Below are 8,221 nucleotides of genomic sequence, written 5' to 3'. Positions count from 1 at the left end.
TGCCTGGCCACCGGCGACGCGCGTGCACTGGCCGGCGCGCGCCGCAGCTTCATGCGCGAGCATGGCCGGGTGTTCTGGGTCTTGGGCATCATGCAGGGGTTCTGGTACGTGAGCGACAAGCGCCGTGAGCGCTTCGTCAGCTTGTGCCGCGACCGGGACATCCAGCAACTCACTTTCGATGCCTACATGAACAAAAGACTCGTTCGCGCACGCCCGATGGCACACGTGCGCATCTTCTTCAAGGACCTTGCCCACCTCCTCGGGGTGGCGCGGGTATGAGGCAGGGCCCGCTGTGGAAACCCGTTGTTGTCGCGGCGCTGTGGGCAGTGGCGCTGTCGCTGGTCGGCGGCCTGGCCACCGACATCGGCCCCTGGTATCGCGCGCTCAACAAGCCCAGCTGGCAGCCGCCCGACTGGCTGTTCGGGCCGGTGTGGACCACCCTGTACCTGCTGTGCGTGATCGCCGCGGTGCGGGCCTGGCGCAGCGACGTGGCGCGGCCTGGCCGCGGTGCGCTGCTGGCGGTGTTCGGCATCAACGGCGTGTTCAACGTGCTGTGGAGCGTGCTCTTCTTCAACCAGCGCCGGCCCGACTGGGCGCTGATGGAAGTGGGCCTGCTGTGGCTCAGCATCGTGGCCATGGTGGTGGTGGCCGGTCGGCGCGACCGCATCGCCGGTGCCTTGCTGCTGCCCTACCTGGCGTGGGTCAGCTTTGCCTCGGTGCTCAACTTCACCATCGTGCGCCTGAACGCGCCGTTCGGCGGCTAGGCGCGTAAGCATGGACACGGCCTGGCTCATTCACCTGGTGCTGGCCGTGCTGCTGCTCGAGGCCGTGCTGCTGCTGTGGCTGCGACGCAGCACGCTGCGAGGTTTACCTTTGCTTGACGTCGCGGGCAGCCTGCTTGCCGGAACATGCCTGGCGCTGGCCGTGCGTGATGCGGCGGCCGGCGCTTCCGGGGAGCGGCTGGCCTTCTGGCTGGCTGCGGCCGGAGCCGCCCATGCCTTCGATCTGTACCGGCGTGTGCGGCCCCGTGCCGCCCCCGACCTTGACGTGAGGATGCCCCGGCATCCATGACTCTGTAGCCAACCGCCAAAGAGGACGTTCCATGACCACTCGTCGCCGTTTCATCGCCATCGTGCCGGCCGCCGGCACCGCCCTGCTGGCCGCCCGTGCCGTGCAGGCCCAGGCCACCGCCGCCGTCGATCCGAAAGACCCGCAGGCCGTGGCCCTGGGTTACGTGACCGATACGACCAAGGCCGACAAGACGAAGTTCCCCAAGCACACGCCCGACCAGCACTGCGGCAACTGCCAGCTGTTCCAGGGCGCGGCCACGGCCGAGAAGGCGCCATGTACCTTGTTCCAGGGCAAGCAAGTACTGAACAAGGCTTGGTGCTCGGCCTGGACGAAAAAGGCCGGCTGATCGCCAACAGCTTTGATTTCCAGGCGCCCGACGCCACCCCCGGAAAGTGAGGACATCCATGGCATTCCCGTTTTCCGCGATCGTCGGGCAGGAGGAGATGAAGCTCGCCATCCTCGTCGCCGCGGTGGAACCGGCCATCGGCGGCGTGCTGGTGTTCGGCGACCGCGGCACCGGCAAGAGCACCGCGGTGCGCTCGCTGGCGGCGCTGCTGCCGCCGATGCTGGCGGTGGCCGGTTGCCGCTACCACTGCGACCCCGCCACGCTGGCCACCAGCGGCGGCTGTGACGACTGCCGTGCGCTGCGCAGTGCGCCGCGCACGATGAAGATGCCGGTGCCGGTGGTCGACCTGCCGCTGGGCGCCACCGAAGACCGCGTGGTGGGTGCGCTCGACCTGGAAAAGGCGCTCACCCAGGGCGTGCGCAGCTTCGAGCCCGGGCTGCTGGCCCGTGCGCACCGCGGCTTCCTGTACATCGATGAAGTGAACCTGCTGGAAGACCACCTGGTCGACCTGCTGATCGACGTGGCCGCCTCCGGCGAGAACGTGGTCGAGCGCGAAGGCCTGAGCGTGCGCCATCCCGCCCGCTTCGTACTGGTGGGCAGCGGCAACCCCGAAGAGGGCGAGCTGCGGCCGCAGCTGCTCGACCGTTTCGGCCTGTCGGTGGAAGTGCGCACGCCGATGGACGTGGCCGCCCGGGTGGAAGTGGTCAAGCGCCGCGACGCCTATGAGCGCGACCCCATCGGCTTTGCCGAACACTGGAAGAAGGAAGACGCCAAGGTGCGCCGCCGCGTGCTCGGCGCCCGTGAGCAACTGGCCGCCACCACCGTGCCCGATGCCACGCTGGAAGCCGCCGCCCGCCTGGCCATGGCGCTGGGCACCGACGGCCTGCGCGGCGAACTCACGCTCACACGCGCCGCCCGCGCGCTGGCCGCGCTGGAAGGCGATGCCCAGGCCGGCGTGCCCCACCTGCGCCGGGTGGCGCCGGCCGCACTGCGCCACCGGCTGCGGCGCGATCCGCTGGACGAATCCGGCTCCACCGAGCGGGTCGAGCGCGCGCTGGCCGAGCTGTTCGACGACGCGGCCGCATGAACGCAGCGCCTGCGTCGGCTGGCGGTGGGGCTTCAGCCTCGCTGGCGCCTGGTGCGGCGCCGCGCCCGCAGGACGGCCGGGCAACGCCGGGCACTGGCGACCCTGCTGCCGATGCCGCCCTGGCTGCCGCGCTGCTGGCCGTCGACCCGGCCGGCCTGGGCGGCGTGCGGCTGCGGGCAGCGGCCGGCCCGGCCCGCGATGCCTGGCTGGCGCTGCTGCAGCAGCTGCTGCCGCCCGGCACGCCGATGCGCCGCATGCCCGCCACCATCGGCGACGAGCGGCTGCTGGGCGGCCTGGACCTGGGTGCCACGCTGCAGGCCCGCCGGCCGGTGCAGCAACCCGGCCTGCTGCAGCAGGCCGCCGGTGGCGTGCTGCTGCTGGCCATGGCCGAACGCCTGCCCGCCGCCACCGCCGGCCGCGTCGCGGCGGCGCTGGACGCGGTGGCGCCCGGGCAGCCCGCCCTGGCCGTGGTGGCGCTGGATGAAGGCGAAGCCGATGAAGCCCCGCCCGCCAGCCTGTGCGAGCGCCTGGCGCTGCAGCTGGACCTGCACCCCGGGCCGGGCCGATGGGGGCAGGCCGAAGTGGGACAGTCGCCCACTTGTCTAGACAGGTACGGGCGACAGCGCAGCGTGGGCACGGCGCAGCTTGCCGACCCTGCCGCACGCCTGACCGCCGCCCGCGCCGCCTTGCCGGCCTTGCCCTTCGACGAAGACATCGCCACCGCCTTGTGCGCCGCCGCAGTGGCACTGGGCATTGCCTCGGTGCGCGTGCCCTGGCTGGCCTGGCGCGCGGCCTGCGCGGCGGCGGCCTGGGCCGGCCGTGCGCAGGTGCAGGCCGAAGACGCCGAGCTGGCCGCGCGCCTGGTGCTGGGCCCGCGCGCGCGGCAGCTGCCGGCCGGCCCGGCCGATGACGCGGCGCAGGCCGCCACGCCTGAATCGGCGCCAGCAGCGCCGCCAGCCCACCCGCCCAGTGAACTGCCGCCGCCCCCCGAGACGGCCCAGGCCGCCACCCCGCCCACCGAAGCCGGCGAAGCCCCTGCGCCGCCCACGGACGACGCGGCCTGCGCGCCCGAACCCCGACACCCGCTGCCTGACCGCCTCACCGCCGCCGCGCTCAGCGCACTGCCGCCCGGCCTGCTGCTCGGTCTGGCCGCGCGGGCCGGCCAGCGCCACGCCACCGCAGCCGGCGGCCGTGCCGGTGCCACGCAGCAGCACCGCCGACAGGGTCGCCCCATCGGCAGCGTGCGGGGCGACCCGCGCCAGGGGCGGCTCGACATCATCGAGACCTTGCGCGCCGCCGCCCCCTGGCAGCCCCTGCGCCGACGAGAAGCCCTGCTGCACGGCGGCCCGGTGGGCGCGCAGGTGCTGGTGCGGCGCGAAGACTTCCGCATCCGACGCTTTGCGCAGCGGCGCGAGACCACCACCGTGTTCGCGGTCGATGCCTCCGGCTCGCTGGCGCTGCACCGGCTGGCCGAGGCCAAGGGCGCGGTGGAACTGCTGCTGGCCGACTGCTACGTGCGCCGCGACAAGGTGGCGCTGATCGCCTTCCGCGGCACCGGCGCGCAGCTGCTGCTGCCGCCCACCCGCTCGCTGGTGCGGGCCAAGCGCTGCCTGGCCGAGCTGCCCGGCGGCGGCGGCACGCCGCTGGCCGCCGGCATCGACGCCGCGCGCCTGCTGGCCGAAGGCCTGCAGCGCCAGGGCGGCAGCGTGCTGGTGGTGCTGATGACCGATGCCCGCGCCAACGTCGGCCGTGGCGGCGCACCGGGGCGCGAGCGTGCGGCGGCCGATGCGCTGGCCTCGGCCCGCGCGCTGCGGGCCGCCGGCCTGGCCAGCCTGATGATCGACACCGGCCGCGACCCGCAGCCCGCCGGACGTGCGCTGGCCGAGGCCCTGGGCGCACGCTACCTGCCGCTGCCGCAGGCCGATGCAGGCCGGTTGTGGCAGGCCTTGCAGGCACCGGCCAGGCCGCCGGTTTGAAGGTCATTGCACGTTTGTGCCGACTTGTTGCTAGACTCCGCCCCACTTGTGTTGGGGAGTAGCCACCGGGTCGCGTTCTATCCGCAGAACGTGGGTCCGGCGCAGTGTCGTCAATACGGGCGTGGTGTCCCGCACCATCCCCCGGCGCTGCAGGCCACGATGTCGGTTGCCAGACCGCTCCATCGTCGTCACGGCAAGACCAGCCTTGGGTCCTTGTGTCATCAGCCGTCCGCTACCGCGGAGGGTCGGACGGCTCACTCACTCTCAAAGGCGGTCTATGGAATCCATCGGTTCACCACTCATGTGGTCCTTGTTCTCGGCGTTCGTGCTCGTGGCACTGCTCGTCGACTTCTTTGCCATGAGCAAGCAGGGCGCGCACCGCGTCAGCACCAAGGAGGCGGCCATCTGGTCACTCATCTGGGTCGGCGTGTCCTTCGTGTTCATGGGCTGGCTGTGGTGGTACCTGGGTGGCACGGGCACCGACCCGGCAGCGCGTGAACTGGCCAACGGCAAGGCGCTGGAGTTTCTCACCGGCTACCTGATCGAAAAGGCGCTGGCGGTCGACAACATCTTCGTCTTCCTGATGCTGTTCACCTACTTCGCGGTGCCGGCCGAGTTCCAGAAGCGGGTGCTGATGATCGGCATCCTGGGCGCGCTGGTGCTGCGTGCGGTGATGATCCTGGTGGGCGCCTGGCTGATCGCGCAGTTCCACTGGATCCTGTACGTGTTCGGCGCCTTCCTGCTGTTCACCGGCATCAAGATGTGGTGGGCGGCCGGTCAGGAGCCCGACCTCGACAACAACCCGGCCCTGAAGTGGATCCGTGGCCACTTCAAGATCGCGCCCGACTACGACGGCGAGAAGCTCTTCACCGTGGTCAACGGCGTGAAGATGGCCACCCCGCTGCTGGTGGTGATGCTGCTGATCGGCATCGTCGACATCGTGTTCGCGGTGGATTCGATCCCGGCCATCTTCGCCATCACCACCGACCCGTTCATCGTGCTCACGTCCAACGTGTTCGCGATCCTGGGCCTGCGGGCGATGTACTTCCTGCTGGCCAACATGCATGAGCGCTTCCACCTGCTGAGCTATGGCCTGGCCATCGTGCTGGTGTTCATCGGCGCCAAGATGCTGCTGATCGACGTCTACAAGATCCCGGTGGTGTTCTCGCTGGGCTTCACCGCGGTGACGCTGGCCATCACCATGGTCCTGTCGCTGAAGATCCCGCCCAAGGGCGGCAAGCCGGCGCATGAAGGCGGCGCCTACCCCTTCGGCGCCAAGCCCAAGGGTGACGAACAATGAACTTGGCCCCCAAGCTCGCTGCGCTCGCGCCCCCCCAGGGGGGAGCGTTCAGCCTTGGGGCGGCCCGGCGGCTGAACCTTCATCTCAGTCACCTCCACCGTCCCCTGCCAGCGCGATCAGCGCGGCCACCGGGGCCGGTTGTTCTTCATGCGCCAGGTGGCCGGTGCCGGGCAGCGGCACGCAGCGCGCCCGGGGCAGCCGCCGCGCCAGGTCTTGCGCCTGGGCCGGCGGCACCATGCGGTCGCGGTCGGAGGCCAGCAACCACAGCGGTGCCGGCAGCCGGGGCAGGGCCTCGGCCAGCGGCCGCAGGTCCCAGTGGCTCATCATCGCCAATGCACCGGCCACATGGGCCGGGCTTTGCACCAGGCGTGCATACAGCGCGGCCGATGCCGGCGGCACGCTCGATCCGGTGCCGTCGATCAGCCGCCGCAGCGCACGCGGGTCGCGCGCCTGGCGGGCCACCAGCCGGCTCACCAGCCCGGGCAGCAGCGGGCCACCTCCCACCAGCCGCGCCAGCGGCGCGAACAGCAGGCCGGCCAGGCCATCAAAAGGCAGCAGCGCGCCATTGATGGCCACCACGGCGCGCGCCGGTGCATGGCCGTCCAGCACCAGTTGCGCGCCGATGGCCGCGCCCGCCGAGTGCCCGGCCACCAGGGCCGGCGGCGCCACGGCCAGCACCGCCAGCAAGGCGGCCAGCGCCCGCGACATCGCCGGCAGGCTGGCGCTGCCGGGCAAGGCATCGGTGAAGGCATGGCCGGGCAGGTCGGGCACCACCACGGTGAAGCGCTCGGCCAGCAGCGGCAGCAACCCGGCCATGCTGTGGCTGGAAGCGCCGGTGCCGTGCAGCAGCAGCAGCACCGGCCCCTGGCCGGCCACCTGCACATGCCAGTGCAGGCCGCCGGCATGCACGAAGCGGCTGTGCGCGCGGTGGGGCCAGTCGGCGCCGTCGCGGGCCCAGTGCAACCGGGCGCCGTGCATCGGGCCGCTCACCGCCCGGTGCCGAACCGGCGGATGCGCCCGTACAGCAGGGCCGCCCGTTGGGTGGAGGCTTGCACTTCCTGCAGCAGCGGCGCAATGCCGGGGCCGCCCGGGCCGTCGGCAATGTCCATCGCCACCAGGCTGGCATTGCCCAGGATGGCGCGCATCACCTCGTCGGGCGGTGGGGCGGCTTCGCCGGGGCCGGGCTGCAGCTGCTGCGCGGCCAGCTCGCCCGCGGTGCGTTCCAGCGAAGCTTCCAGCTGGCGCCGCGCCTGAGCCGCGCGCTGGTGGTCGCGCAGGTCGGTGAGGGTGAGGATGAAGCCCAGCGCCGCGCCGTCGCGGCCGGGCACCACCTCGGCCCGCACGCCCACCGCCTGGGCGGCCCCTGGTTCGCGGCGCAGGGCCAGCGTGCCGCGCCAGGGCTGTCGGGCGGCCTGCAGCCCGGCCAGCACCTGCTGCAGGGAAGCCGGCGGCTCGAAGCCCCGGGCCACGTCGTCCAGCGTCTGCAGTGGCGTGGTGGCGCCGGTAGCGGCAGCGGGCGCCAGCAGCGCCAGGAAGGCGGCATTGGCATGCAGCAGCCGGCCCTGCGCATCGGCGATGGCCACCGGCTCGCGCGAGTGCTGCACCGTCTCGCGGATCTGCAGCAGCTGGCGCTCGGCGATCAGCAGCCGCACCGCATGCACCTGCACGATGATGTCCACCAGCGCCGCGCCGAAGGCCCGGGCCAGGGCCAGCTCGCTGGGGCTCCAGGGCAGGGCGGTGCCGCGCACGATCTCGGACCAGGCCGCGAACGAGCGCCTGGGCGACAGCTCCATCGGGTCGTCGCCCAGCTTGGGCTTGTGGGGGTCGCCGGCCCAAGTCACGGTCAGCAGCTGTTCCTTGCGGAACCACATCAGGTAGTGCGGCTGTGCGGCCGACAGCCGCACCGCCAGCACGCCAGCCGCCAGCGGCGTGAGCGAGGCCAGCGTGGGCTCGGCCTGCTCGATCGATCCGCACACCAGCGCCGGCTGGCCGGGCGCCGGCAGGTCGGGCCGCGCATCCACCCACTGGCACAGCGCCCGCAGCTCGGGCGTGGAAGGCACTTCGCCCGAGGTCAGCACCTCGCCGTCGTGGAACAGCGCGGCGCCGGTGGCACCCAGCGGCTGCAGCAGCGTGGCCGGGTTGCGCAGCAGCGCCAGCCGCCAGTCGCCTTCGGTGGACGTGGCTTCGACCAGCCGCTGTTCGAGCCGGCGCACCACCAGCGCCACCTGCGCGTGCGCGTAGTTCTCGATGGCAGCGATGCGGGTGGCGATGACCTCGGCCAGCAGGTCGCAGGCGGTGCGCACCGCATAGCGCAAGTTGCGTGGCCGGTAGTGGTGGCAGGCGATCAGGCCCCACAGCCGACCCTCGTGCACCAGAGACACCACCAGCGTGGCCGTGACGCCCATGTTGCGCAGGTACTGCAGGTGCAGCGGCGACATGCT

The 8,221-nt window shown here is 72.3% G+C and carries 8 protein-coding genes and 1 pseudogene; 7 read left to right on the top strand and 2 right to left on the bottom strand.

Translation table 11 applies throughout. From position 1 onward, the window contains the following. From ABNT58_RS28670 to ABNT58_RS28640, 7 genes and pseudogenes are all read left to right on the top strand, one after another. Nucleotides 1-279: pseudogene (locus tag ABNT58_RS28670) on the top strand (geranylgeranyl diphosphate reductase); the annotation flags it as partial. Then, nucleotides 276-764 carry a TspO/MBR family protein gene (locus tag ABNT58_RS28665; RefSeq protein ID WP_348756754.1) on the top strand — a complete coding sequence of 163 codons (489 nt, stop codon included), beginning with the start codon at nt 276-278 and terminating at the stop codon, nt 762-764. The pseudogene ABNT58_RS28670 and the gene ABNT58_RS28665, both read left to right, overlap by 4 nt. A gap of 10 nt (nt 765-774) precedes the next feature. After that, complete coding sequence (locus tag ABNT58_RS28660) at nt 775-1,071, top strand: hypothetical protein (protein WP_348756753.1); 297 nt, start codon at nt 775-777, stop codon at nt 1,069-1,071. A 31-nt stretch (nt 1,072-1,102) separates the two neighbouring features. Continuing rightward, nucleotides 1,103-1,417, top strand: coding sequence for a high-potential iron-sulfur protein (locus tag ABNT58_RS28655; protein ID WP_348756752.1), 315 nt, complete (start codon nt 1,103-1,105; stop codon nt 1,415-1,417). Nucleotides 1,418-1,475: 58 nt separating this feature from the next. After that, nucleotides 1,476-2,504, top strand: a complete 1,029-nt coding sequence (gene bchI, locus ABNT58_RS28650) for a magnesium chelatase ATPase subunit I (protein WP_348756751.1) — start codon at nt 1,476-1,478, stop codon at nt 2,502-2,504. After that, the gene (locus tag ABNT58_RS28645; RefSeq protein ID WP_348756750.1) at nt 2,501-4,480 is read left to right on the top strand and encodes a magnesium chelatase subunit D; all 1,980 of its coding nucleotides are present in this window, start codon (nt 2,501-2,503) and stop codon (nt 4,478-4,480) included. The genes bchI and ABNT58_RS28645 overlap by 4 nt, the downstream gene beginning before the upstream one ends. A gap of 277 nt (nt 4,481-4,757) precedes the next feature. After that, nucleotides 4,758-5,780 carry a TerC family protein gene (locus tag ABNT58_RS28640; protein WP_348756749.1) on the top strand — a complete coding sequence of 341 codons (1,023 nt, stop codon included), beginning with the start codon at nt 4,758-4,760 and terminating at the stop codon, nt 5,778-5,780. Nucleotides 5,781-5,864: 84 nt separating this feature from the next. Here ABNT58_RS28640 and bchO read toward each other — a convergent pair whose 3' ends face one another. Together bchO and ABNT58_RS28630 are read right to left on the bottom strand one after the other, a co-directional pair. Next, nucleotides 5,865-6,770 (bottom strand): alpha/beta fold hydrolase BchO, encoded by a 906-nt coding sequence (bchO, locus tag ABNT58_RS28635; protein WP_348756748.1) that lies wholly within the window; start codon nt 6,768-6,770, stop codon nt 5,865-5,867. Beyond that, the coding region (locus tag ABNT58_RS28630; RefSeq protein ID WP_348756747.1) for a GAF domain-containing protein at nt 6,767-8,221 on the bottom strand (1,455 nt) is incomplete at its 5' end. The genes bchO and ABNT58_RS28630, both read right to left, overlap by 4 nt.

The sequence above is a fragment of the uncultured Aquincola sp. genome (genome assembly GCF_964001545.1).
GTDB lineage: Bacteria > Pseudomonadota > Gammaproteobacteria > Burkholderiales > Burkholderiaceae_C > Aquincola.
This window is presented reverse-complemented; position numbering and strand designations above follow the sequence as displayed.

Bases quoted from the DNA above. Each gene is read 5' to 3' on its own strand.
- ABNT58_RS28665 (WP_348756754.1), top strand. From the start codon at position 276: ATGAGGCAGGGCCCGCTGTGGAAACCCGTTGTTGTCGCGGCGCTGTGG.
- ABNT58_RS28660 (WP_348756753.1), top strand. From the start codon at position 775: ATGGACACGGCCTGGCTCATTCACCTGGTGCTGGCCGTGCTGCTGCTC.
- ABNT58_RS28655 (WP_348756752.1), top strand. From the start codon at position 1,103: ATGACCACTCGTCGCCGTTTCATCGCCATCGTGCCGGCCGCCGGCACC.
- ABNT58_RS28640 (WP_348756749.1), top strand. From the start codon at position 4,758: ATGGAATCCATCGGTTCACCACTCATGTGGTCCTTGTTCTCGGCGTTC.
- bchI (WP_348756751.1), top strand. From the start codon at position 1,476: ATGGCATTCCCGTTTTCCGCGATCGTCGGGCAGGAGGAGATGAAGCTC.
- ABNT58_RS28645 (WP_348756750.1), top strand. From the start codon at position 2,501: ATGAACGCAGCGCCTGCGTCGGCTGGCGGTGGGGCTTCAGCCTCGCTG.